This window comes from Roseomonas sp. GC11, assembly GCF_024437745.1.
Classification (GTDB): Bacteria; Pseudomonadota; Alphaproteobacteria; order Acetobacterales; family Acetobacteraceae; genus Pseudoroseomonas.
This window is the reverse complement of the sequence record NZ_JANFNY010000064.1, coordinates 1-23969: the sequence shown is the minus strand read 5'-3', so window position 1 is coordinate 23969 and position 23969 is coordinate 1. Positions and strand designations below refer to the sequence as shown.

Annotated in this window: 22 protein-coding genes and 2 riboswitches; of the genes, 6 read left to right on the top strand and 16 right to left on the bottom strand. The window is 69.8% G+C overall.

The features are described from left to right. Positions 1-32 precede the first annotated feature (32 nt). Positions 33-479: a GNAT family N-acetyltransferase gene (locus NON00_RS18035; protein WP_256023911.1), complete on the bottom strand. Its 447-nt coding sequence runs from the start codon at positions 477-479 to the stop codon at positions 33-35. Between the two features lie 29 nt (positions 480-508). On the opposite strand from NON00_RS18035, the gene NON00_RS18030 reads away from it, so the two are divergent. After that, a complete protein-coding gene (locus tag NON00_RS18030; protein ID WP_256023908.1) occupies positions 509-1519 on the top strand; it encodes a DUF2891 domain-containing protein in 1011 nt (336 codons plus the stop codon). A 146-nt stretch (positions 1520-1665) separates the two neighbouring features. Here the strand turns inward: NON00_RS18030 and gcvP are convergent, their stop codons facing one another. From gcvP to NON00_RS18010, 4 genes are all read right to left on the bottom strand, one after another. Next, positions 1666-4566: an aminomethyl-transferring glycine dehydrogenase gene (gcvP, locus tag NON00_RS18025; RefSeq protein ID WP_256023906.1), complete on the bottom strand. Its 2901-nt coding sequence runs from the start codon at positions 4564-4566 to the stop codon at positions 1666-1668. Positions 4567-4577: 11 nt separating this feature from the next. Further along, a complete protein-coding gene (gene gcvH, locus NON00_RS18020; protein ID WP_256023904.1) occupies positions 4578-4955 on the bottom strand; it encodes a glycine cleavage system protein GcvH in 378 nt (125 codons plus the stop codon). An 11-nt stretch (positions 4956-4966) separates the two neighbouring features. Next, complete coding sequence (gcvT, locus tag NON00_RS18015; RefSeq protein WP_256023901.1) at positions 4967-6094, bottom strand: glycine cleavage system aminomethyltransferase GcvT; 1128 nt, start codon at positions 6092-6094, stop codon at positions 4967-4969. A gap of 51 nt (positions 6095-6145) precedes the next feature. Then, a riboswitch (glycine riboswitch) is annotated at positions 6146-6239 on the bottom strand. 4 nt (positions 6240-6243) lie between these two features. Continuing rightward, a riboswitch (glycine riboswitch) is annotated at positions 6244-6334 on the bottom strand. Between the two features lie 230 nt (positions 6335-6564). Beyond that, the gene (locus NON00_RS18010; RefSeq protein ID WP_256023890.1) at positions 6565-7122 is read right to left on the bottom strand and encodes a hypothetical protein; all 558 of its coding nucleotides are present in this window, start codon (positions 7120-7122) and stop codon (positions 6565-6567) included. A 123-nt stretch (positions 7123-7245) separates the two neighbouring features. Here NON00_RS18010 and ispH point away from each other — a divergent pair, with 123 nt between their 5' ends. The 4 genes from ispH to NON00_RS17990 all read left to right on the top strand — a co-directional run bounded on the left by ispH (position 7246) and on the right by NON00_RS17990 (position 10950). Beyond that, complete coding sequence (ispH, locus tag NON00_RS18005; RefSeq protein WP_256023887.1) at positions 7246-8190, top strand: 4-hydroxy-3-methylbut-2-enyl diphosphate reductase; 945 nt, start codon at positions 7246-7248, stop codon at positions 8188-8190. Positions 8191-8212: 22 nt separating this feature from the next. After that, positions 8213-9187: a homoserine kinase gene (locus tag NON00_RS18000; RefSeq protein WP_256023884.1), complete on the top strand. Its 975-nt coding sequence runs from the start codon at positions 8213-8215 to the stop codon at positions 9185-9187. Positions 9188-9230: 43 nt separating this feature from the next. Further along, the gene (rnhA, locus tag NON00_RS17995; protein ID WP_256023929.1) at positions 9231-9677 is read left to right on the top strand and encodes a ribonuclease HI; all 447 of its coding nucleotides are present in this window, start codon (positions 9231-9233) and stop codon (positions 9675-9677) included. A gap of 70 nt (positions 9678-9747) precedes the next feature. Next, complete coding sequence (locus tag NON00_RS17990) at positions 9748-10950, top strand: MFS transporter (protein ID WP_256023881.1); 1203 nt, start codon at positions 9748-9750, stop codon at positions 10948-10950. A 127-nt stretch (positions 10951-11077) separates the two neighbouring features. On the opposite strand, the gene NON00_RS17985 is transcribed toward NON00_RS17990, so the two are convergent. The 5 genes from NON00_RS17985 to NON00_RS17965 all read right to left on the bottom strand — a co-directional run bounded on the left by NON00_RS17985 (position 11078) and on the right by NON00_RS17965 (position 17209). After that, positions 11078-12046 (bottom strand): D-2-hydroxyacid dehydrogenase, encoded by a 969-nt coding sequence (locus NON00_RS17985; protein ID WP_256023879.1) that lies wholly within the window; start codon positions 12044-12046, stop codon positions 11078-11080. A gap of 108 nt (positions 12047-12154) precedes the next feature. Then, a complete protein-coding gene (locus tag NON00_RS17980) occupies positions 12155-13792 on the bottom strand; it encodes an ABC transporter ATP-binding protein (protein ID WP_256023876.1) in 1638 nt (545 codons plus the stop codon). Beyond that, on the bottom strand, positions 13789-14619 hold the full coding sequence (locus tag NON00_RS17975; protein ID WP_370688735.1) for an ABC transporter permease: 831 nt from the start codon (positions 14617-14619) through the stop codon (positions 13789-13791). Before NON00_RS17975 ends, NON00_RS17980 begins: the two co-directional genes overlap by 4 nt. 6 nt (positions 14620-14625) lie before the next feature. Continuing rightward, entirely contained in the window at positions 14626-15603 is a 978-nt protein-coding gene (locus tag NON00_RS17970) for an ABC transporter permease (RefSeq protein ID WP_256023870.1), read from the bottom strand. A gap of 7 nt (positions 15604-15610) precedes the next feature. Beyond that, positions 15611-17209 (bottom strand): ABC transporter substrate-binding protein, encoded by a 1599-nt coding sequence (locus NON00_RS17965; protein WP_256023868.1) that lies wholly within the window; start codon positions 17207-17209, stop codon positions 15611-15613. Positions 17210-17299: 90 nt separating this feature from the next. Here NON00_RS17965 and NON00_RS17960 point away from each other — a divergent pair, with 90 nt between their 5' ends. Then, complete coding sequence (locus NON00_RS17960) at positions 17300-17497, top strand: hypothetical protein (protein ID WP_256023867.1); 198 nt, start codon at positions 17300-17302, stop codon at positions 17495-17497. A 15-nt stretch (positions 17498-17512) separates the two neighbouring features. Here the strand turns inward: NON00_RS17960 and NON00_RS24935 are convergent, their stop codons facing one another. The 6 genes from NON00_RS24935 to NON00_RS17930 all read right to left on the bottom strand — a co-directional run bounded on the left by NON00_RS24935 (position 17513) and on the right by NON00_RS17930 (position 23870). Further along, a complete protein-coding gene (locus NON00_RS24935) occupies positions 17513-18130 on the bottom strand; it encodes a Crp/Fnr family transcriptional regulator (RefSeq protein ID WP_256023866.1) in 618 nt (205 codons plus the stop codon). A 373-nt stretch (positions 18131-18503) separates the two neighbouring features. Then, a complete protein-coding gene (locus NON00_RS17950) occupies positions 18504-19910 on the bottom strand; it encodes an NAD(P)(+) transhydrogenase (Re/Si-specific) subunit beta (protein WP_256023863.1) in 1407 nt (468 codons plus the stop codon). Between the two features lie 4 nt (positions 19911-19914). Next, positions 19915-20307 carry an NAD(P) transhydrogenase subunit alpha gene (locus NON00_RS17945; RefSeq protein ID WP_256023861.1) on the bottom strand — a complete coding sequence of 131 codons (393 nt, stop codon included), beginning with the start codon at positions 20305-20307 and terminating at the stop codon, positions 19915-19917. A gap of 13 nt (positions 20308-20320) precedes the next feature. After that, complete coding sequence (locus NON00_RS17940; protein WP_256023858.1) at positions 20321-21481, bottom strand: Re/Si-specific NAD(P)(+) transhydrogenase subunit alpha; 1161 nt, start codon at positions 21479-21481, stop codon at positions 20321-20323. Between the two features lie 298 nt (positions 21482-21779). Beyond that, positions 21780-22250, bottom strand: coding sequence for a cellulose biosynthesis protein BcsD (gene bcsD, locus NON00_RS17935; protein WP_256023856.1), 471 nt, complete (start codon positions 22248-22250; stop codon positions 21780-21782). 36 nt (positions 22251-22286) lie between these two features. Continuing rightward, positions 22287-23870 carry a cellulose synthase subunit BcsC-related outer membrane protein gene (locus tag NON00_RS17930; protein WP_256023853.1) on the bottom strand — a complete coding sequence of 528 codons (1584 nt, stop codon included), beginning with the start codon at positions 23868-23870 and terminating at the stop codon, positions 22287-22289. Between the last annotated feature and the right edge of the window lie 99 nt (positions 23871-23969).

The window sequence follows — 23969 nt, the reverse complement described above, 5'->3', positions numbered from 1 at the left end:
CCTGGGGGGGGGGGGGCCCTCCCCAAACGGCGTCACAGCTTGATGTCGTAGGTCTTCCACGGCGTCAGCGCCGCCACGCGGTCATAGACGGCGCGCGCCCGGTAATTATCCTCGGCGGTGATCCAGCGGATGATGCTCCACCCCTTCTGCCGCCCGACCTCGGCGACGGCGCCGATCAGCGCATCCGCCAGCTTCAGCCCGCGCGCCTCGGCATCGACGAACAGATCATCGAGGAAGCCCCCGGTGCTGGCCGAGAGCGGCCGGGCGAAGGGCCGGTAATGCGCGATCCCCAGCCCCTTCCCCTCGGGCGAGAGGGCGATGAAGGCCTTCACCTCATGCGCCGGATCATGGATCCAGCCCCAGACCTTCTCCCGCATCTCCGGCGTCTGGGTGACGCGGTAGAAGGTGGCATAGCCCTGGTAGAGGCGCTCCCACTCCGCGCGGTGCTCGGGCGCGAGGGGGAGGATACGGAAACTCATGGTCATGTCTCTCCGGTGGACGGCCGGGCATGCTGCGCCAGGGGCGTGGCAGCGTCGAGGGGGTGTCCTCCCACGCGCGGCCGGCGCAGGATGGCGGCATGACGCTGACCGAAGACCTCGCCACCCGCTTCGCCCACATCGCCCTCGGCCATGTGGAGCGCGAATATCCCAACAAGATCGCCCATGCCTTCGCCGGGCCGGAGGATCTCGGCACGCCGCGCCAGCTCTACCCGGTCTTTTACGGCAGCTATGACTGGCATTCCTGCGTGCATGGCTACTGGCTGCTGGCGCATCTGCTGCACCGCTTCCCCGCCATGGAGCCGGCCGCCGACATCCGCGCCCTTTTCGCCCGCAACCTGACGGCGGAGAAAATCGCCGGCGAATGCGCCTATCTCGCCCGCCCCTCCTCGCGCGGCTTTGAGCGGCCTTATGGCTGGGCCTGGGCGCTGAAGCTCTGCGCCACGCTGCGCGGCACGGAATGGGAGGCCGCCACGGCGCCCCTCGGCGCGCTGGTGGAGGAGAAGTTCCGCGACTTCCTGCCCCGGGCGACCTATCCGGTGCGGGTGGGCACGCATTTCAACACGGCTTTCGCCCTGCGCCTCGCCGCCGACTATGCCGGGGATGCGTTCCTGGCCCTGCTGCGCGACACCGCCCGCCGCTGGTATGGCGCGGACCAGGATGCCCCGGCCTGGGGCGAGCCCTCGGGCGATGATTTCCTCTCCTCCACGCTGATCGAGGCGGAGGCGATGCGCCGCCTGCTGCCGCCGGAGGAATTCGCGCCCTGGTGCCGCGCCTTCCTGCCGCGCCTGGCGCAGCAGGAGCCGGCGACGCTCTTCACCCCCGCCACGGTCAGCGACCGCAGCGATGGCAAGATCGCGCATCTGGACGGGCTGAATCTGAGCCGCGCCTGGTGCTGGCGCAATCTCGGCCAGAAGAAGGTAGCGCAACTTCACCTGGAGGCCGGCCTGCCGCATGTGGCCGGGGACTATATGGGCGAACACTGGCTGGCCAGCTTCGCCGTGCTCGCCCTGGAAGGCTGAGCGCCAGACGGAAAAAGTCTTTTTGCTTCTTTTTCTTCAGAAAAAGAAGAAATCTAAAATATCGAATAAAAAGAATCTGGGGAAGCACAGCTTCCCCAGACCCCTTCAGTTTCTGTCAGGGCCGGCCGCCGCTGGCGGCCGGCGCGTCACTCCGCGGCCTGGGCGTAGTCTTCCAGGGGGGCGCAGGTGCAGATCAGGTTGCGGTCGCCATGGACATTGTCCACGCGCTTGACCGGCGGCCAGTACTTGTGCGCGGCCACGAAGGGCAGCGGGAAGGCGGCCTCCTCGCGGCTATAGGGATGCGTCCAGGACGAGGCCATCACCTCCACGGCGGTGTGCGGCGCGTTCTTCAGCACATTGTCGTTGCGGTCGGCACGGCCCTGCTCGATGGCGCGGATCTCGGCGCGGATGGCGATCATCGCGTCGCAGAAGCGGTCCAGCTCGGCCTTGGTCTCGCTCTCCGTCGGCTCGACCATCAGCGTCCCCGTCACCGGCCAGGACATGGTCGGGGCGTGGAAGCCATAATCCTGGAGGCGCTTGGCGATGTCCTCCACCACCACGCCGCCGCCCTGCTGGAAGCCCCGGCAGTCCAGGATGCACTCATGCGCCACCATGCCGCGCGCGCCCTTGTAGAGCACGGGGAAGTGCCCTTCGAGCCGCCTGGCGATGTAGTTGGCGTTGAGAATGGCCACCTGCGTCGCGCGCGTCAGCGCCGCCCCGCCCATCATGCGGATATAGGCATAGGAGATGGGCAGGATGGAGGCGCTGCCGAAAGGCGCGGCGGAGACCGGGCCATAGCCCGTGGCCGGACCGGCCTCGGCCAGCAGCGGATGGTTCGGCAAATGCGGCGCCAGATGCGCCGCCACGCCGATCGGGCCGACGCCCGGCCCGCCGCCGCCATGCGGAATGCAGAAGGTCTTGTGCAGGTTCAGGTGGCAGACATCGGCGCCGATCCGGCCGGGGGCGGTGAGGCCCACCTGCGCGTTCATATTGGCGCCGTCCATATAGACCTGCCCGCCCGCCGCATGCACCGCGCCGCAGATGCGGATGATCTCCTCCTCGAACACGCCATGCGTCGAGGGATAGGTGATCATCAGCGCCGACAGCTTGTCCGCGTGCTGCGCGATCTTGGCGTCGAGATCCGCCAGATCCACGTTGCCGTCACGGTCGCAGCCGACGACGACGACGCGCATCCCCGCCATCACCGCCGAGGCCGGGTTGGTCCCGTGCGCCGAGGAGGGGATGAGGCAGACATCGCGCTGCGCCTCGCCCCGCGCATGGTGATAGGCGCGGATGGCGAGCAGCCCGGCATATTCGCCCTGGCTACCGGCATTCGGCTGCAGCGAGACGGCGGCGAAGCCGGTGATGGTGGCCAGCCAAGTCTCCAGCCGGCGGATCAGCGTCAGATAGCCCCGCGCCTGCTCCGCCGGGGCGAAGGGGTGCAGCTCACCGAAGCCCGGGAAGGTGACGGGGATCATCTCCGCCGTCGCGTTCAGCTTCATCGTGCAGGAACCGAGCGGGATCATGCTGCGGTTCAGCGCGACGTCCTTGTCCTCCAGCGACTTCAGGTAGCGGAGCATGGCATGCTCCGCATGGTGGCTGTTGAAGACCTGGGCGGTGAGGAAGGCCGAGCGCCGCGCCAGCGCCGCCGGCAGCCCGCCGCGCGGGGCGAGATCGGCCAGCGCCACGGCCTGCCCGCCCACCTGGGCCAGCACGCCCGCCAGCGTCTCCAGCTCCGCCCGCGTCACCGTCTCGTCGAGCGCGATGCCGACGCCGGTGGCATCGATGCGGCGCAGGTTGAAGCCGGCCGCCAGCGCCGCCGCCATCAGCGCATCGGCGCGGGCGCCGGCCTCGATGGCCAGGGTGTCGAAGAAGGCGTCGTGGCGCAGGGCGAGGCCGGCGCGCGTGGCGGCATCGGCCAGCAGGCGCGCCTGGAGGGCGACGCGGCGGGCGATGCGGACCAGCCCTTCCGGCCCGTGCCACACGGCGAACATGCCGGCCATGACGGCCAGCAGCACCTGCGCCGTGCAGATGTTGGAGGTGGCCTTCTCGCGGCGGATATGCTGCTCGCGCGTCTGCAGGGCGAGGCGCATGGCCGGGCGCCCGGCGGCATCCACCGAGACGCCGACGAGGCGGCCCGGCATCAGGCGCTTATAGGCGTCCTTCACCGCCATGAAGGCGGCATGCGGCCCGCCATAGCCCATCGGCACGCCGAAGCGCTGGCTGGAGCCGATGACGACATCCGCGCCCATCTCGCCGGGCGGCGTCAGCAGCGTCAGCGCCAGCGGGTCGGCCGCCACGATGGCGAGGCCGCCACCGGCCTGCACCGCGGCGATCTCGGGCGCGATGTCGCGCACCTCGCCCGTCGTGCCCGGATATTGCAGCACCAGCGCGAACGGTTTTTTTTCCGTTGTGGCGGCGGGAATCTCGGAGACGGCCACGACCTCGACGGCGAGGCCCAGCGGCTCGGCGCGGGTCTGGATGACGGCGATGGTCTGCGGGTGGACATCGGCGGCCACCAGCAGGCTGCGCGACTTCGCCTTGCTGGCGGCCAGCGCCAGGGCCATCGCCTCCGCCGCCGCCGTGCCCTCATCGAGCAGCGAGGCATTGGCGACCGGCAGGCCGGTCAGGTCGCAGACCATGGTCTGGAAATTGACCAGCGCCTCCAGCCGCCCCTGCGCGATCTCGGCCTGATACGGCGTATAGGCCGTGTACCAGCCGGGATTCTCCAGCACGTTGCGCAGGATCACCGGCGGCACATGCGTGCCGTGATAGCCCATGCCGATCAGCGAGCGGTGCCGGATGTTTTCGTCAGACAGCGCCCGCAGTTCCGCGATCGCTTCCGCCTCCGACACCGGAGGCGGCAGCTGAGAAAAATCCTGGCCGCGGATGGCGGCGGGGACGGTGCGGTCGGCGAGGTCGTCGAGGCTGCTGGCGCCCACGGCCTTCAGCATCGCGGCGATCTCGGCGTCGGAGGGGCCGATATGCCGCGCGGCGAAGGCGCCGTGATCCTCCAGCGCCGCCAGTTCGTTCAGGATGTCGCTCACGGGACCTCCCTTCAGGACTGGCTGTCGACGAAGGCGAGATAGGCGGCCTCGTCCATCAGCGCGTCGATGGCGGAGAGGTCGGCCGGGGTCATCTTGAAGAACCAGCCCTCGCCGGTCGGCGCGCTGTTGACCAGGGCCGGGTCGGCGGAGAGCGCCTCGTTCGATTCCAGGATGGTGCCGGCGAGCGGGGCATAGACGTCGGAGGCGGCCTTCACGCTCTCCACCACGGCGCAGGCATCGCCCGGCTCCACCACGCGGCCGGCCTCGGGCAGGTCGACGAACACCACGTCACCCAGCGCCGTCTGCGCGTGGTCGGTGATGCCGACGGTGGCCACGCCACCCTCCAGGCGAACCCACTCGTGATCCTTGGTGAACTTCAGCTGGGACATCGGGGCGGTCCTTATCGGGCGTAGCGGTGGGGAACGAAGGGGGTGGCGGCGACGCGGGCCGGCAGGGCCTTGCCGCGCACCAGCAATTCAAGCGCCGTGCCATCGGCGGCGTGCTCGCGCGCCACATAGCCCATGGCGCAGGGGCCGTTCAGCGAGGGGCCGAAGGTGCCGCTGGTGATCTCGCCCATAGCGGCACCACCCAGGGCGGCACCACCCACGGCGTGCACCGGGGTATGGGCGCGGGCGGGCTGGCGGCCCTCCGGCAGGATGCCAACGCGCAGGCGGGCGGGGCCATGGTCCAGCTCGGCGCGGATGCGCTCCGCCCCCGGGAAGTCCCAGTCCATGCGGCGGCGCTTGCCGATGGTCCAGACCAGCGCGGCCTCGACCGGGCTGGTCGTCTCGTCGATGTCGTTGCCGTAGAGGCAGAGCCCGGCCTCCAGCCGCAGCGAGTCGCGGGCGCCGAGGCCCGCCGGCACCACGCCCGGCAGGGCCAGCAGCAGCTTCGCCAGCGCCGCGGCCTGCTCGGCGGGGACGCTGATCTCCACGCCATCCTCACCGGTATAGCCGCTGCGGCTGATGAGCACGGGGATGCCGGCGATCTGCGTCTCCGCCACGCCCATGAAGGGCAGCGTGGCCACGGCCGGGGCCAGCGGCGCCAGCAGCGCCACCGCCTGCGGCCCCTGGAAGGCCAGCAGCGCGCGCTCCGGCAGCGGCCTCAGCGTGACACCGGCGGGCAGGACGGATTCGATCAGCGGCAGGTCCACCGCCTTGCGGCTGGCATTGACCACCAGGAACAGCCGGCCGCCGCCCAGATTGGCCACCATGAAGTCATCGACGATGCCGCCCGCCGCATTGAGCAGCAGGCCGTATTTCTGCCGGCCCGGCTTCAGGATGCGGAGATCGGCGGGCGTCAGGCGCTCCAGCGCGGCGGCCGCGCCCTCGCCCAGCAGCTCCGCCTGGCCCATGTGGGAGACGTCGAACAGCGCGGCGCCGGCGCGGGTGGCCAGGTGCTCGGCCATGATGCCGGCCGGGTATTGCACCGGCATGGCATAGCCGGCGAAGGGCACCATCTTGCCGCCCAGGTCGCGGTGCAGCGACGCCAGCGGGGTTTCGAGCAGGGTTTCAGCAGTATCGGCCACGCAGCCTCCAGCGCCACGCTCTCGCGTGGCGGGTCAGGGTTCGTGGCCCCCCTCTGTCCCGAGACCTGAGAGATTCAGCGCGGGCGTTTGCGCGCCTTACTCCGTCGGTGCCAGCGCCTGTTGCCAGACTCCGGGCTTTCCAGAGACCCCTTCCCCACGCGGCCCTTCTGCCTGAGCGTTTCCGGGGGCCGGTTGCGCCTTCGGCGATGGCATAACACCATTCTCTCCCGCGTGGGATCTGCGGGTGGGGCTCATCTGCCCGAGCGGCGCGCCCGGCGCAAGCCTTTCGCGCGGGGCTCACGGGGAGAGCGTTGTTTTTCTTAAAAATTAAAACAGGAAGAAACTTCTTTTTCTGAAGAAAAAGAAGCAAAAAGACTTTCTCAGACAGCGTCCCACCTCAGGCCTGAAGCAGGACGCCAAACTGAAAAAAGTTTTTTGGTTCTTTTTTTTCAAAAAAGAACCTTTTCCCTTCAGCGCGGCCCGCGCGCCCGGTTCAGCGCCAGCTCCTCCGGCGAGAGCTGGAAGGAAATCCAGATCTGCCGGCGCGCCGCCTGGGCCGGGGTGCCGGGCAGGCGGATGGTCACCTCATCCTCGCCGGCGCTGCGCGAGACATTGGCGGGGAATTCCACCTTCAGCCCGAACAGGCTGGGCGGCGCCACCGGGTTCCCGTCCTGGGCCACCGCCACCATATAGGTCATCTCGGCGGCGCGGCCGGTGGCGGCGGGGCCGCGTTCGACCAGGAAGCTCGGCTTCAGGGTCACGTCCAGCCCGGCATTGCGCGGCGCGAAGTCGCAACTCGCCTTGTAGCCGGAGATCGAGGCATTGAACTCCATCGCCGTCAGGTCGCGCCCGCCGCCGGGGCGGAAGCGCGTCAGGTCCGCGCCATCGGCCAGGATGGAGATCGCCGGGCACGGCGCCTTGCCGTCCAGCAGGGGGTTGCCGCGGTCGCCGCTGCCGCAGCCGGCCAGCAACAGCGCCGCCCCCATCGCCGCCATCACGCCGCCCCCGAGGTTCCGTGCCTTGACCATGCTGCCACTCTTCCCCTTAGTGCCGGGGCGGAAGGGGCCGGCCATCCGGCCACCCGCCGCCACTGTCAGGATCGCTCGCAGGCGGACCCCATGAACCATCACGCTCCCATCGGACAGGCCCGCATGACCGTCAAGCCCGCCCTGCATGTCCTGCTCGCCGGCCCGCGCGGCTTCTGCGCCGGCGTGGACCGCGCCATCAAGATCGTCGAGGAGGCGCTGCGCCGCTTCGGCGCCCCGGTCTATGTGCGGCACGAGATCGTCCACAACAAATTCGTGGTGCAGAGCCTGGAGGCCCAGGGCGCCATCTTCGTCGAGGAGCTGGACGAGGTGCCGGCCGAGGCCCCGGTGGTGTTCAGCGCCCATGGCGTGCCGAAATCCGTCCCCGCCGAGGCGCAGCGGCGCAACATGGTCTATGTGGACGCCACCTGCCCCCTGGTCTCCAAGGTCCACCGCGAGGCGGAGCGCCATTCCGCCGCCGGGCGCCACATCCTGCTGATCGGCCATGCCGGCCACCCGGAGGTGGTCGGCACCATGGGCCAGCTGCCGGAGGGCAGCGTCACCCTGGTGGAAACCGTGGCCCAGGCCGAGGCCATCACCCCGCCCGGTGGGCCGCTCGCCTATACGACGCAGACCACCCTCTCCGTGGACGACACGGCGGAGATCGTGGCGGTGCTGAACCGCCGCTTCCCGCACCTGGTCGGCCCGGCGAAGGAAAGCATCTGCTACGCCACCACCAACCGCCAGGCGGCGGTGAAGGCCATCGCCGCGCGGGCGCAGGCCGTGGTGGTGGTGGGCGCGCCCAACTCCTCCAACAGCGTCCGCCTGCGCGAGGTGGCCGAGCGCGCCGGCTGCGCGCGCGCCGTCATGGTCCAGCGCGGGGCGGATCTCGACCTCGCCGCCCTGGCGGGGGTGGCGGTGCTCGGCCTCTCCGCCGGGGCCAGCGCGCCGGAGGTGCTGGTGGAGGAAGTGCTGGCCCGCCTGCGCGAAGCCTTCGATCTCACCCTTGAGGAAGTGGTGGTGGCGGAGGAAAACGTCACCTTCAAGCTGCCCGCCGTCCTGGCGCGGTAACCACACCACTGAGACGGAGCCGATGGCGGTCTATACCGAGGTCTCGGACGAGGCGCTGCGCGCCTTCCTGGCCGAATACGAGCTGGGCGAGCTGCTCGCCTTCCGCGGCATTGCCGAGGGCGTCGAGAACAGCAACTTCGCCCTGCGCACCACCACCGGCGATTTCATCCTGACGCTGTACGAAAAGCGCGTGGACCCGGCGGAACTGCCCTGGTTCCTCGGGCTGATGCGGCATCTGGCGGCGCATGGCCTGTCCTGCCCGCTGCCCGTCTCCGGGCGGGACGGGGTGGCGCTGCGGCAGCTGGCCGGGCGGCCGGCGGCCATCTGCACCTTCCTCCCCGGCGTCTGGCCGCGCCGGGTGCGGCCGGAGCATTGCGGCCCGCTGGGCGCGGCGCTCGCCGCGCTGCACGCCGCCGGCGAGGGCTTCCGCGCCGAGCGCGCCAATTCCCTCGGCCCGCGCGCCTGGGCGCCGCTGCTGGAGCACTGCCGCGAGGGCGGCGATGCCGTGCAGCCCGGGCTGGTGGCGGAGCTGGAGGGGCACCTCTCCGGCATCCTCGCCGCATGGCCGCTCGGCCTGCCGCGCGGGCATATCCATGCCGACCTCTTCCCCGACAATGTCTTCTTCCTGGAGGAGGAAGGCGGCGCGCCGCGCGTCTCGGGGCTGATCGACTTCTATTTCGCCTGCACCGACTTCCTGGCCTATGACCTGGCCATCTGCCTCAATGCCTGGTGCTTCGAGCCGGACCTGTCCTTCAACGTGACCAAGGCGCGGGCGATGATCGGCGCCTACCAGGCGCTGCGCCCGCTGACGCCGGCGGAGCTGGAGGCGCTGCCGGTGCTCTGCCGCGGCGCGGCGCTGCGCTTCCTGCTGACGCGGCTCTTCGACTGGACCCATACCCCGCCGGGCGCGATGGTGACGCGCAAGGACCCGCTGGAATACCTCAAGCGCCTGCGCTTCCACGCCGCCGCCCGGGACGCCGCCGCCTATGGCCTCTGACGCCCCCCCCGAGACCCCGCCCGAGACCACCCCCGCTGAGGCCATGGCGCCGCGCCTTGTGGAAATCTGGACGGATGGCGGCTGCAAGCCCAATCCCGGCCCCGGCGGCTGGGCCGCCATCCTGCGCTATGGCGAGGCGGAGAAGGAGCTTTCCGGCTACGACGCCGCCACCACCAACAACCGCATGGAGCTGACGGCCGCCATCATGGCGCTGGAGAGCCTGAAGCGGCCCTGCACCGTGGTGCTGCACACGGACAGCGAATATGTCCGCAACGGCATCAGCCGCTGGGTGCATGGCTGGGTGCGCAACAACTGGCGCAACGCGGCGAAGGACCCGGTGGCGAATTACGAGCTGTGGCAGCGCCTGCTGGCCGCCGCCAGGCCGCACCAGATCGACTGGCGCTGGGTGCGCGGCCATGCCGGGGACCCGATGAACGAGCGCGCCGACCAGCTCGCCACCGCCGCGCGCCTCGCGGGCGGGGCGGCGTGACCCGCCGGAGAGGGGCGCGCCCCCCGCGCCGGCCGGTGCCCCACCCGGGGCATGGCCCAGAACGCGCCCGGTGACCTGGGTTCCCCCTCTCCTGGCCGTGCTGCTTCTCCAGACCACGGCCACCATTCTCTCCCGCATCGCCGCCACCCTGGCGCCGCCCATGCTGGCGGCCCATGGCTGGTCCGCCGAGATGATCGGCTGGCTGGCCTCGCTCAACACCGCCGGCTCGGTCGCCTTCCTGCTGGCGGGCACGCCGCTGGTCTACCGCTTCGGCTCCATCCGCAGCCTGCAGGGCGGCATGGCCATCGGCGTCCTCGGCGCGCTGATGCTCACCCTGCCGCTGGACATCGCCGCCCTGGCCGGCAGCTTCCTCATGGGGCTGTGCTATGGCCCCTCCGTCTCCGCCGGGGGGGATATCCTCCAGCGCCTTGCCCCGCCGCAGCACCGCAACCTGATTTTCTCCATCAAGCAGGCGGGGGTGCCGCTGGGCGGGGTGCTGGCCGGGCTGGCGCTGCCCTTCGCCGCCGCGCATCTCGGCTGGCGCGGCGCCATCCTCGCCACCGCCCTGCTGCCGGTCGCCGCCCTGCTCGCCGTGCAGCCCCTGCGCGAGGCCCTCGATGCCGGGCGCGACCGCGCCCTGCGCCTCAGCGCCGCCAGCTTCCTCTCCCGCCGCAACCTCATCCGCCCCCTCGCGGTGCTGGGGCAGGCGCCGGGGCTGGTGGCGGTGGGCCTCACCGGCTGCTTCATGGCGGTGGGACAGGGGGCGTGGTTCGCCTTCCTCGTCACCTACGCGGCCATCGAACTGCATTTCCCCCTGCCCCTCGCCGGCGCGCTCTTCGCCACCATGCAAACCGTCTCCATCGGCGGGCGCATGCTGCTCGGCGTGGTGTCGGACCGGGTGCTGCCCGGCCTCGTGGTGCTGGGCCTGTGCTGCCTGGCCTCCGCCGCCACCACCGCCGTGCTGGCGATGAGCGGGCCGGACTGGCCCGCCTGGAGCCTCTTCCTCCTCGCCGCCATCGCCGGCATCGCCGTGTCCAGCTGGAACGGCGTGCAGAACGCGGAAATGGCCCGCCGCGCACCCCCCGGCATGATCGCCGAGACGATGGCCGGCGGCACCATCCTCATCTTCCTGGGCTATATCATCGGCCCGCCGGTCTTCGGCAGCGTGGCCCTGCTGGCCGGCGGCATGGCCACCGCCTTCAAGCTCAATGCCCTGGCCACCCTGCTGGCGCTGGTGCCGCTCGGCTGGATGGCCTTGCAAGCAAAGCGTTAGATTCTTCTTTTTCTGAAGAAAAAGAAGCAAAAAGACTTTCTTTCAGGCTGCCGCCATCTCCCGGAACAGCGGGGCGCCCAACTGAAAAAAGTTTTTTGGTTCTTTTTTTCAAAAAAGAACGCTTTCCCTAAACCACCTGATTCCGCAGCGTGTCCTCCCCGCGCTGCAGACGGGCGAGGTTGTCCATCAAGATATCCAGCACATTGTCCTCATAGCGCTGGGTCTCCCCCGCGCTGTGCGGCGTGATCAGGACATTCGGCATATCCCAGAGCGGCGAGGCGGCCGGCAGAGGCTCCTCCACCGTCACGTCGAGCGCGGCGCCGGCGATGCCGCCCGCGCGCAGCACCTCGACCAGCGCCGCCTCATCCACCACCCTGCCGCGCGCCACATTGACCAGCCGGGCGGTGGGCTTCATCGCCGCCAGCGCCGCGGCGCCGATCAGGCCGGTGGTCTCCGGCGTCAGCGGGCAGGTCAGCGCCACGATATCGGCGCGCGGCAGCACCGCGTGCAGCTGGGCGATGGCGTGGACCTCATCCGCGCCATCGGCCCCCGCCGCCGGGTCCCGGCGCAGCCCGACCACATGCATGCCGAACGCCTTGGCCAGCCGCGCCAGCCGCCCGCCGATGCGGCCCAGCCCGACCACCACCAGCGTCTTGCCGCCCAGCTCATCCTCGCGCTGCGCGATCTCGCCGATCATCGGGCGCCAGTGGCGGTTCTTCTGGTTGTCCCGCGCCTGCGGCAGCAGCCGCGCCATAGCCAGGATCAGCGCCAGCGCGTGCTCGGACACGGCATTGGCGTTCACGCCCTGCGCGCTGGCCAGCCGCACGCCGCGCGCGCGGAAGGCCGCCTGGTCATACTGGTCCACGCCGGCGCTGATGGACTGCACGAAGCGCAGCCTGGGCGCCTGCTCCAGCAGGGCGTTGCTCCACAGGCCGGAGACCACCACCACATCGGCCTCCCCCACCCGCGCCGCCAGCTCCTCCCGCGTCGTCACCTGGACAGCGCGCAGGCCGGTCGCCCGCGCGGCGAAACGGGCCTGCATCTGGTAGGCGGGATGGGCGAACAGGATGGCCGGCTCAGCGGGGATCAGGGACATCGGGTCTTCCTTCGGGACGTTGCTGCGCCCGCATAAGAAGCCCGCCGCGGGCGGATGGGGAGAGGAAGAACCTTCTTTTTCTGAAGAAAAAGAAGCAAAAAGACTCTGTCAGGCAGGCTCCTCGCTGCCAAAGGCCACCGGGGGCGTCCAGTTCTGGCCGGGGACAGCCGCCATCAGGGCACGGGTGTAGGGGTGCCGGGGGCGGGCGAAGACCTCGGCCGTCACGCCCGCCTCCACCACCTCGCCATGGCGCATGACCACGATGCTGTCGCAAAGCTGCGCCGCCACGCGCAGGTCATGGGTGATGAAGACCATGGACAGGCCCAGCTGCGCCCGCAGCCGCGCCAGCAGCTTCAGCACCTGCGCCTGGACGGAGACATCGAGGGCGGAGACGGGCTCATCGGCCACCAGCACATCCGGGCGCAGGGCCAGGGCGCGGGCCAGGCCGATGCGCTGGCGCTGCCCGCCGGAGAATTCATGCGGGAAGCGGTCCAGCGCCGCAGGGTCCAGCCCGACCAGGGCGAAAAGCTCCCGCGCGCGGGCGAAGGCCTCGGCGCGCGGCGTGCCGTGGATGATCGGGCCCTGGGCCACCAGCTCCCCCACCCGGCGGCGCGGGTTGAGGCTGGCGAAGGGGTCCTGGAACACCATCTGCACCCGCCGCGCCTCCCGCCGCAGTTCCGCGCGGGAGAGCGCCGCGCGGTCCTGCCCCTCCAGCCGGATCTCGCCCTGCTCGGGGTCGAGCAGGCGGACGATGCAGCGCGCCAGGGTGGATTTTCCAGAGCCGCTTTCCCCCACCACCCCCAGCGTGCTGCCACGCGGCAGGCTGAAGGAAACATCCTTCACGGCATGGGTGACGCGGCGGTGGCGCTTCAGCAGCGCGCCCTTGCGGTAGGTCTTGGAGAGATGCACGACCTCCAGCACGGGTGCCGCCGCCACCGGAGCCTCGAGGGGCGCGGCGGGCGGCGCCAGCGGCGGCACGGCGGCGACGAGCGCGCGGGTATAGGCGTGGCGCGGATGGTTCAGCACCTCCGCCGCCGGGCCATGCTCCACCATCACGCCGCGATGCATGACGGCCACACGGTCCGCGATATCGGCCACCACGCCGAAATCATGCGTGATGAACAGCACCGCCGTGCCGCTGCGCTGCTGCAATTCGCGGATCAGGGTGAGGATCTGCGCCTGGGTGGTGACGTCGAGCGCCGTGGTCGGCTCGTCGCAGATCAGCAGCTTCGGCTCCAGCGCCAGGGCCATGGCGATCATGGCGCGCTGGCGCTGGCCGCCCGAAAGCTCATGCGGGTAGGCGCGCAGGGCGGCGGCGGGGTCCGGGATGCGCACCTGCTCCAGCAGGGCCAGGGCGCGCGCCGCGATCTCCCGCCGCGACAGGCTCGTGTGGATGGCGAACATCTCGCCGATCTGGCTGCCGATGCTGCGCAGCGGGTTCAGCGCCGTCATCGGCTCCTGGAACACCATGCCGATGCGCGCGCCGCGCAGGCGGCGCATCTCGGCCGGCGGCAGGCCCAGCAGGTCCCGCCCCTCGAAGAGGATGGCGCCCTGCGTGGCGCGCACGCCCTCGGGCAGCAGCCCCATCACCGCCCCGGCGGTGAGCGACTTGCCCGAGCCGCTCTCGCCGACAACACAAAGAATCTCCCGTTCCGCGAGACGGAGGGAAAGATTCTCGATGGCGTGCGGACGGTCGGCGCCTTTCGGCAGGGCGACGGTCAGCCCTTCGATGGAGAGCAGGCTCATCGTCCCTTCAGCCTCGGGTTCAGCGCGTCGTTGAGCCCCTGCCCCACCAGCGAGACGCCGAGCACGGTGAGCAGGATGGCCACGCCCGGAATGGCGGAGACATACCACTGCACCCGCAGCACGCCGCGCCCGGCGCCGATCAGGTTGCCCCAGCTCGGCACATTCGGGTCGGAGAGGTTGAGGAAGGCCAGCGCGCTCTCCAGCAGGATGGCGATGGCCATGATGACGCTGGCATAGACGATGACCGGCGGCAGCGCGTTGGGCAGGATCTCGCGGAAGATGATCTGCGCGTCGCGCATCCCCAGCACGCGGCAGGCCTGGACGAATTCGCGGTTGCGGAGCGTCAGGAACTCCGCCCGCGTCAGCCGCGCCGAGGCCGGCCAGGAGACGAGGCCGATGGCGATGGTGACAAAGGTGATGTCCGAGCCGAACACCGCCACCAGCACCAGCAGCAGGATGAAGTTGGGCAGGGTCTGGAAGGCCTCGGTGACGCGCATCAGCCCGTCATCCACCCAGCCGCCATAGAAGCCCGAGAGCGCGCCGATGACGATGCCGATGCCGATCGCCACCACCGTGGCGACGAAGCCGATCAGCAGCGAAGTGCGCGCGCCGTGGAAGATCTGCGCCGCGATGTCGCGCCCGGTATTGTCGGTGCCGAGCCAGAAGCGCGGATTGTCCATCGGCCATTGCAGCGGCCGCCCGGCGAGCGAGAGCGGATCACGCGGGAAGACGAAGGGCGCGGAGAGCGCCATGCCGATGACGGCCAGCACGAGCACCAGCCCGACCACCGCGGCCGGGTTGCGCGCATAGCGCTTCAGGAACGCCATCATGCCTCAGCGCCCCGATGCGATGCGCGGATCGAGCTTCGCATAGAGCATGTCCACGATGAAGTTGATGGCGATGACCAGCAGCGCCGAGACGAAGACGATGCCGAGCAGCGTGTTCACATCGCGCTGCACGACGGATTCATAGGCCAGCCGCCCGAGGCCGGGCAGGGCGAAGACGCTCTCCACCACCACCGAGCCGCCGAGCATGGTGCCCGCCTGCAACCCCATCAGCGTGATGCCGGGCAGCAGGGCGTTGCGCAGCACATGCCGCAGCACCACCGCCGTCTCGCCCAGGCCCTTGGCCCGCGCGGTGCGGACGAAGTCCAGCGTCAGCACCTCCAGCATCGAGGCGCGCATGATGCGCAGATAGGTGGCGAGATAGGTGAGCGCCAGCGTCGCCACCGGCAGCACCAGGTGCCAGGCGATATCCGCCACGCGCGACAGGCCGGCTTTCCCGGCGCCGATCTCCTCGAAGCCGCCGGCCGGCAGCCAGGAGAGCCGCACGGCGAAGACCACGATGCCCATCATGCCGAACCAGAAGGAGGGCGTGGCATAGAAGACGAGGCCGAGCGTGGAGATCAGCGTATCCGGCCAGCGGTTCACCCGCCGCGCGGCGATGACGCCAAGCGCCATGCCGGCGGCGAAGGCGAAGCTCAGCGCCGTGGCCATCAGCAGCAGCGTCACCGGCAGGCGCTCCAGGATCACGCTCGCCACCGGCTTGCCGTAGATGGCGGAGAAGCCGAGATCGAGCGTGACGAGGCGCAGCAGATAGCGGCTGAGCTGCACCAGCACCGGCGCATCCAGCCCGTAGAAGCTGCGGAGTTGCTCGGCCATGGCCGGGTCTCCACCGCCCATCTGGGCCAGCAGCGCATCCACCGTGTCGCCCGGCGCCAGTTGCAGCAGCAGGAACAGGCCGACGAGGATCAGCAGCAGCGTCGGCAGGCTGGCGGCCAGCCGGCGCAGGGCGAGCAGGAGGATGCGCATGCCGGGCTTACGAAGGCAGCAGCCAGGTGTCGTGCCAGTCGCCGGAGTCCCAGCGCGGCACGGTGTGGTGGTTCTGCACCTTCTTGCTGGTGACGGCGTAGAAGGGCCGCTCCGTCAGCATCCACACCGGCAGCTCGTCATTCACCGCCTTCACGAACTCGGCGTAGAGCGCCTTGCGCTTCGCCGGGTCGAGCTCCGCCGCGGCGTCGTCGATCAGCTTGTCCACCGCGTCGGACTGCCAGCCCCACTGGTTGGTCCAGGGCGAGCCCTTCGGGCTGCCGGAGCGGTACCACACGGTGGTGGAGACCGCCGGGTCGCCGCGATACTGGTGCCAGCCGGTGGCGAGGTCGAAATTCCAGTCACGATAGACGGCCGAGAGCGCGCCGGCGATGTCGAGTTGCACGATCTCGACGCGGATGCCCACCTGTTGCAGCGATTGCTGGATGAAGGTGGCGAGCAGCGGCACATCCTCGCCATTCATGATCGGCACGATCTTCAGGCTGAAGCGGATGCCACCCGCGCCGCGCTTGTAGCCGGCCTCATCCAGCAGCCTCTCGGCGCGCGCCTTGTCATAGGCATAGGGCACCGGGTTGCCGGGGAAGAACTCCTTCGAGGAGGAGGGAATCGGCCCCGTCGCCCGCTTGCCCAGGCCGTAGAGGAAATTCTCCAGGAAGAAGTCCACATCGATGGCGTGGGCGATCGCCTGGCGCACGCGCTTGTCGGAGAGTTCCTTGCGGCGCGTGTTGAACTCCAGCGTGTTGTTGAAGACATTGCCTTCCACGCCGCGCGTCGAGACCTCGAAGCGGCTATCCTTGCGCAGCCGGTCGAGATCGGCCAGCGGCAGGCCGTTATAGGCGGAAAGCTGCGCCGCGCCCGTCTCGATCGCCGCCGTCGCCGCCGAGCGGTCGGTGATGAAGCGCCAGACGATGCGGTCCAGATAGGGGAAGCCCTGGCGCCAGTAATTCGGGTTGCGCTCGGCGATCACATACTGCCCGCGCTGATACTCGACGAACTTGAACGGCCCGGTGCCGACCGGCGCCGTGTTCGCCGGGTTCTCCAGCACATTCGTGCCCTCGAACACATGCTTCGGCACGATATAGCCCAGGTCGCACAGCGCGCGCAGCAGCAGGTTCAGCGGCATCGGCCGCGAATAGCGGAAGATGGCGGTCTGCGCGTCCGGCGTCTCCACCGCTTCCAGGTAAAGCTGCAGCGTGGTGCCGTAGTTGAGGTGCTTCTTCCACTGCTCCATCGCGCTGTACTGCACGTCGGCGCTGGTGAAAGGCTTGCCGTCATGCCACTGCACGCCCTCACGCAGCTTGAAGGTGACGGTCCTGCCATCCGGCGTCGCCTCCCAGGAGGTCGCCAGCACGGGCACGATCCTGCCGCCCTCGCCCAGATCCACCAGCGGCTCGATGATCTTGCTGGTGATGATGTAGACGCCGGTGGAAGCCCGCAGCGCCGGGTTCAGGATGCGCTGCTCGGAGCCCAGATGCACCGTCAGCACGCCGCCGCGGCGCGGCTCCTGCGCCAGCGCCGGCAGGCCGGCCTGCGCGGCGATCCCCAGCGCGGCACCGGACAATAACAGGTTTCGGCGTGTGATGGACATGACCCGGCTCTCCTTCGTGTGAAATGAACAATCTACAGAAGTGAGATTCTGTCAATCACTGGATACAGAGGCACTTTCTGCGCCCAGGACATGGCACCCCGCAGCGCAGCACAGGCCCCGGCACGCCGCAAGGGGGCGCCGAAACCGCAGAAATTTTTCTATTCTTCTTTTTCTGAAGAAAAAGAAGCAAAAAGACTTTCTTTCAGGCTGCCGCCGTCTCCCGGCACAGCGGGACGCCAGACTGAAAAAAGTTTTTTGGTTCTTTTTTACAAAAAAGAACCTCTCTGACTGACCTTTATAAAATCAGGCTTTCACCTTGGTCAGCACCGGCGCCGCCGGGGCGCTGGACCAGCCGGAGACATCCTCCATCGCATCGCGATCCAGGATATCGAGGCGCCCCTTCTGCAGGGCGGCCACGCCATCGCGGCGCAGCGTGGCCAGGGCGCGGTTGGCATGCTCGACCGAAAGGCCCAGGGCATCGGCCAGATGCGCCTGCTTCAGCGGCAGCGGCGCGCCACTGCGGTCCGCCCCGCCGCGATGCGACAGGCGCGTGTGCAGCTCCAGCAGCAGATGCGCGACACGGCCCACGGCATCGCGCCGGCCCAGGCTGGTCAGCCGCTCGCGCAGCCGCGCGCGGTCCCGCACCAGGCCATCGGCATAGGACAGGGCCAGGCCCGGATCACGGCCCATGAACTCACAGAGCCGGTCCTTGGCGAGGACGCAGAAGCTGGCATCGGTCAGGGCCGAGACCTCGGCGCCATCCTCGCTGCGCTCCACCAGATCACCGGGCAGGTGAAAATCCAGGATCTGGCGGCGGCCATCCGGCGTCGTCGTCCAGGAGAAGGCCCAGCCGGCATAAAGGGTGAAAACGGTGTCGCGGATCGCCTCGCCGGAACGCACAAGGCGCACGGCGGAGCGCACCCGGGCGATCTCCCCCACCCGCGCCTGCGGCACCACCCGGAAGAGGGCAAAGGGGCGGACCGCGCAAGCGGCGCAAGCCCCCGGCAAGGGCGTCAGGGAGGTTTTTGCAGCCATAACGCACAGGTTATAGAGCACTCCCGCCCGCACAACCAACCCCTTTGGCGCGACCGCGCAACGGCCGGAACAATTCCGCATGAGCAGAGGGCACAAAAAAAGCGGGGGAATGAATTCCCCCGCACCCCCTTCTTTTTTCTGCAAGCTGCCGGTCACAGCCGCGACGGCCTCGCCACACCGGGAAGCAAACCCTCCGGCCCAGTGTCCGGCCCAGTGTGGCGTCCCGCCTCTCCCCCAGACGGCGGCAGCCTGAAAAAAACTATTTCTGGAGGGATTGGACGATCTGCTGCGTCACCTTCTTCGCGTCGCCGAAGAGCATCATCGTGTTGTCCCGGAAGAAGAGTTCATTCTCCACGCCGGCATAGCCGCTGGCCATGCCGCGCTTGACGAAGAACACCGTCTTCGCGCGCTCCACATCCAGGATCGGCATGCCGTAGATGGCGCTGGACTTGTCCGTCTTCGCCGCCGGGTTCGTCACGTCGTTGGCGCCGATGACGTAGGCCACATCGGCCTCGGCGAATTCGGGGTTGATCTCCTCCAGCTCATGCACCTCGTCATAGGGGACATTCGCCTCGGCCAGCAGCACGTTCATATGGCCGGGCATGCGGCCCGCGACGGGGTGGATGGCGTAGGAAATCTCCGCGCCTTCCTTCTTCAGCAGGTCGGCCATCTCGCGCACCACCTGCTGCGCCTGCGCCACCGCCATGCCATAGCCGGGCACGATGATGATCTTGGCGGCGTTCTTCATGATGTAGGCGGCATCCTCCGGGCTGCCGGCCTTCACCGGGCGGGCCGGGCCACCGCCACCGGCAGCGGCGGCACCGCCCGACTCGCTGCCGAAGCCACCCAGCAGCACGTTGACGATGCTGCGGTTCATCCCCTTGCACATGATGTAGGAGAGGATGGCGCCCGAGGCACCGACCAGCGCGCCCGTCACGATCAGCAGCAGGTTGCCCAGCGTGAAGCCGATGCCCGCCGCCGCCCAGCCGGAATAGCTGTTCAGCATCGAGACGACGACCGGCATGTCCGCGCCGCCGATCGGGATGATCAGCAGGAAGCCCAGCGCCAGCGCCAGCAGCGCGATCAGCCAGAACAGCCCGCCCGAGCCGGTGACGACGAAGGCGATCACCAGCACCAGCAGCAGCAGCGCCAGGGCGAGGTTGAGCAGGTGCTGGCCCTTGAAGGTGATCGGCGCCGCGCCCATCAGCGCCTGGAGCTTGGCGAAGGCGATCAGCGAGCCGCTGAAGGTCACGGCGCCGATGGCGAGGCCGAGCGACATCTCCACCAGGCTGCCGGCATGGATATGGCCGGGCTCACCGATGCCGAAGCTCTCCGGGTTGTAGAAGGCCGCGGCGGCGACGAAGACGGCGGAGAGGCCGACCAGCGAGTGGAAGGCGGCCACCAGCTGCGGCAGCGCCGTCATCTGGATGCGCTGCGCCACCACGGCGCCAATGCCGCCGCCCAGCGCCAGCCCGGCCAGGATCAGCCCGATGCCGCCAATCCCCATCCCCGGCCGCGCCAGCGAGGCCAGGATGGCGATGCCCATGCCCACCATGCCGAAGAGATTGCCCTGCCGGCTCGTCTCCGGGTGGGAGAGGCCGCGCAGCGCCAGGATGAAGAGGACGGAGGCAACCAGATAGGCCAGCGTCGAAAGCGTGTGCGCCATCGGCTCAGCCCTTCTTCTTGAACATGGCGAGCATCCGGCGCGTCACCAGGAAGCCGCCGAAGATGTTCACCGAGGCGAGCGTGACGGCGAGGAAGCCGAAGGCCTTCGCCGCCCAGGAATCGCCCAGGCCCGTGGCCAGGATGGCGCCCACGACGATGACCGAGGAAATGGCGTTGGTGACGCCCATCAACGGCGAGTGCAGCGCCGGCGTGACGTTCCACACCACGTAGTAGCCGACGAAGCAGGCCAGCAGGAAGATCGTCAGCAGCAGCAGGAAGGGCTCGGCGGCCTGGGCCACCGGGGCCACCGCCTCGGCGGCCTGCCGGGCCTGGGCGGCCAGGGCCTGCGCGCGCTCGGCGAGGGCGCTGGCCTGGTTGGCGAGGTCTGTCGCGTTCATCGGGGTCCGGTCCTCACGCGGCGGCGGGGGCGAGAAGCGGGTGCACCACGGCGCCCGCGCGGGTCAGGGTGACGCCGCGGATGATCTCGTCATCCTCCGGCAGCTTCGGCGCCTTCGCCTCCTTGTCCCAGAAGGTGGAGAGGAAGGTCAGCAGGTTGCGGGCATAGAGGCTGGAGGCCGCCGCCGGGATGCGCCCGGGCCAGTTCTGCCAGCCCAGGATCTTCACGCCGTTCGGCGTGGTGATGGCCTCGCCCGGCACGGTCAGCGCGCAATTGCCGCCGGCATCGGCGGCGATGTCCACCACCACGCTGCCGGGCTTCATGCTCGCCACCATCTCGGCCGTCAGCAGCGTCGGCGCCTTGCGGCCCTGCACCAGCGCGGTGCAGACCACGACATCCTGCTTCACCACATGGGCGGCCACCACCTCGGCCTGTTTGGCGTAGAAATTGGCGGAAAGCTGCTTGGCATAGCCGCCCGCCGTCTGCGCCGCCTGGCTCTCCTCGTCCTCATAGCCGACGAAGCTGGCGCCGAGGGACTTGATCTCCTCCTTCGCCGCCGGCCGCACATCGGTGGCCGAGACGCGCCCGCCCAGGCGCCGCGCCGTGGCGATGGCCTGCAACCCCGCGACCCCCGCGCCCATGACGAAGACATTGGCCGCCGGGATGGTGCCCGCCGCCGTCATCAGCATCGGGAAGCCCTTGTCGAAGGCGCCCGCGCCCTCGACCACCGCGCGGTAGCCGGCGAGATTGGCCTGGGAGGAGAGCACGTCCATGCTCTGCGCGCGGGTGATGCGCGGCAGCAGTTCCATGCTGCACGCCTCGATGCCCAGCTCGGCATAGACGCGGGCACGGGCGGGGTTGGCCACCGCCTCCAGCCTGCCGATCAGCAGCGCCCCGCGCGGGATGAGGGAGAGCTCATCGACCGCCCCCTCCCCCGTGCCCAGCGGCGCGCGCACCTTCAGCACGATGCGCGCCCCGGCCAGCGCCGCGGCGGCATCGGCGGCGATCTCCGCCCCGGCCTCGCGATAGGCGGCATCCGTCAGGCCGGACTCGATCCCCGCCCCGCTTTCCACCGACACGCCGATGCCCAGGGCGATCAGTTTTTTCACCGTCTCCGGCGTGGCGGCGACACGGGTCTCACCCGCACGCCGTTCCTTGAGCACCGCAAGGCGCATCCGGACCCTCCTGCTCTCTCGGTTGTTGAGAAGGAGGATGCCGGGGGCGGCATCATGCCGCAAGCGGTCCGGTTACATGACAGGCCGCTCTTAGCAAGATTGTCGTGGCGCCATGAAGATATCAGAAGAAGTAAAAGATCTTCTTTTTCTGAAGAAAAAGAAGCAAAAAGACTTTCTTTCAGTTTAGCATCCCGCTTCAGGCGCAGGGCGGGACGCCAGCCGAAAAAAGTTTTTTGGTTCTTTTTTACAAAAAAGAACAAATCTTTCTAACGAATTCAAAATCTACCAAACCAACAACTTACATCCCGTAGCGCAGGACGAGCCGCCCGGTATCGCCCTGCACCACGCGCAGGGTAGCCCCGCCCGCGGCGCCGCCCTGCTGCGCCCCCAGCCAGGCGCCATAGAGCCCTTCCAGCACGGCGCCCATCCAGGCCCCGGAGTCGTCGCCGGCCACCGGCAGGACGGGCAGGGCGAGATGGGTCAGGCGCAGGCTGCGGTCCGCCTCATCGACGCTGAGGGAGACATAGCCCCAGGCCATGCCGGCCAGGGCCTCGTTCATGCGGGCTTCCAGCACGGGCAGGGTCTCGGCGGCGGCCAGCGGCAGGGCGGCGCCGAGGCGCGCGCCCACGGCGCGCAGCAGCCCGTCCCGCCCGGCACGGTCCAGGCTGCCATCCAGCGTCTCCACCAGCGCCCGCAGGAAACCGCGCCACTGCGCGCTGACGTCACGCCGGGCCAGATAGGTGAGCGCGGCGGGGTCGGGCTGCGTCATCGGGGTCTCTCGTCCTGGAGATGCGAGGCGCGGGCCTCAGGGATCGATTCGGTAGCGAGCGTAGAGCAGGCCGCGCGCGTCGCTCCAGTCGGCGGAGCGGTCGTAGCGCAGCGCGGCGCCGACGCGCAGCGCGGGGGTCAGCGCATATTCCGCATCCGCGCGCAGCCCGCCGGTGACCGCCGTGGCCGATTGCCCCGTGTAATAGGCGCTGTAGCCGGAGTTCGAGGCCGCCAGCGCAACCTGCTGGGCCTGGAGCGTCGCGTCGTTCGGGAAATACGGGCTGCGGTCCTCCTGGAAGGAGGCGAGGCCGATGCTGCCGCCGATGCGGTAGGAGAAATCCCCCCAGCGCGCGCGGTAGTCGAGTGGGATGGAGGCGGCCATGAAGGATTGCGGGCTGAAATACCCGCCCTGGCCGAGCGTGAAGTAGCGCAGGTTCTTGTCATAGGACTGGTAGATCAGGTCCAGCCCGGTGACGAGTTCCGAATCCGGCCGGCGGAACAGCGTGTGGCTGATGCCGCCATAGGCCTCGATGCGGGTGTTGTCGGCGACGCCATCGCCCTCCAGCGTCGAATAGCCGCCACCGAGATAGGCGTTGGTATCCGGCCCCAGCGCGTATTCGAGCTGGGCGCGCGCCGTGTTGCGCACCACGCCGCCCCAGGTGATGCCGGTGGAGGGGTCGCGCATGCCGCTCCAGGAGAGCAGCGTGTCGGTGACGGCGCGGCGCTCGGCGGTGACGCGCAGGCGCAGATTGCTGGTGAGCGAGGGCGCCACCTCCACCCCGCCCAGCACATTCTCCTTGCGGAAGCCGAGCGGCGTGCTGCCGATATCGGCCGAGAAGCTGTCCCGCGTATAGCCGAGGCCAAGCGAGACGCCGGTGGCCGAGCTCTGCGGCGTCAGCGTGCGCGCCTGGGCGCTGGTGATGGAGCCATTGCTCGCCACAGAGGCGGCATTGGAGCCGAAGCGGCTGATGGTGGCGGCATCCTGGCCCATATTGCCGGCATCGGCATTGACGGCCTGGGCGCGCAGCGTGAGGCGCCCGCCGAGGTCGGGCAGCGGGGCGGAGGCCTCGGCGCTGGCGCCCAGCGTCACCATGCGGTCCAGCCCGCCGGAGCCGGAGCGGCTGCGCACATCGGCGGAGGCGGCGAGGCGCGGCGCCGCCTCATCCTGCACCTGGGCCAGTTCGCGGTTGATCTGGCCCAGCAGCGGGTCTTCCACCGCCACCGGCTGGGCGGTGGTGAGCGGCACGGCATAGCCGCCGCCCACCAGGGCGGGCGGGGTGGTGAGGCTGCGCCCGGCCAGGGCGACGCGGCGCGCGCCCTCCCCTTCCGGCGCGGCGGCATAGGGGGTGCCGATCTGGCCACGGCGCTGCTCGGCGGCCAGGGCCAGGGCGGCGCGGGCGCGGGCGCCATCCCCGGTGGCGCGGGCCAGCCGGGCCTCCAGCAGGGAGAGGCGCGGCTCATTCGGCATCAGGGCGCGGCCCTCGGCCAGCAGGGCCTCGGCGCGGGCGATCTCGCCCAGGGCCAGGGCGGCCTCGACGGCGCTGGCGCGCGCCTCGATCTGGCGCGGGTCGCGGCGCAGCACGGCCTCCGCCCAGCGCTGGGCGCCGCGCGGGTCGGGCATCGTGGCTTCGCGGGGGGCGGCCTCGCCGGGCAGAACCCGATCGGGGCGCGGTGCGGGCGGGACCCGGCTCAGGCAGCGTACTCGCCGCGGCGGAAATGC